The 401-nt window shown below is 60.6% G+C and carries 1 pseudogene and 1 other annotated feature; the pseudogene reads left to right on the top strand.

Going from position 1 to position 401, the window contains the following annotated elements:
- The first annotated feature begins 117 nt into the window (after positions 1-117).
- Positions 118-196: a sequence feature (AL1L pseudoknot), on the top strand.
- Positions 125-401: pseudogene (locus SJH88_RS19455) on the top strand (IS3 family transposase); the annotation flags it as partial. It overlaps the preceding feature by 72 nt.

Below are 401 nucleotides of genomic sequence, written 5' to 3' on the forward strand. Positions count from 1 at the left end.
CGTCAATCACTCCTGGTCTCCTGCTGCACATAAAAGCAGCAGGCTAGGGTTAATGCGTGGGTCAGATTGAGATGGAAAAACCGGGGGCTAGTGGGTCACTTCTGGATGGAAATCAACAGTCTTGAAGAACTACATCGACCGCCACCGTGACGACTACGGGGTCGAGCCCATCTGCCGGGTGCTGCAGATGGCCCCGTCGTGTTACTGGCGCCACGCAGCCCGGCGGCGTAACCCGCAACTGCGCAGTCAACGCGCCCAGCGTGACGAGTGCTTGAAGGCCGACATCCAGCGCGTGTGGCATGCCAACTGGCAGGTCTACGGGGCCGATAAGGTCTGGCTGCAGATGAACCGCGAGGGCATCCCGGTGGCACGTTGTACTGTGGAGCGACTGATGCGTGCCA

Source organism: Comamonas sp. GCA5, assembly GCF_036541385.1.
Taxonomy (GTDB): domain Bacteria; phylum Pseudomonadota; class Gammaproteobacteria; order Burkholderiales; family Burkholderiaceae_C; genus Comamonas; species Comamonas aquatica.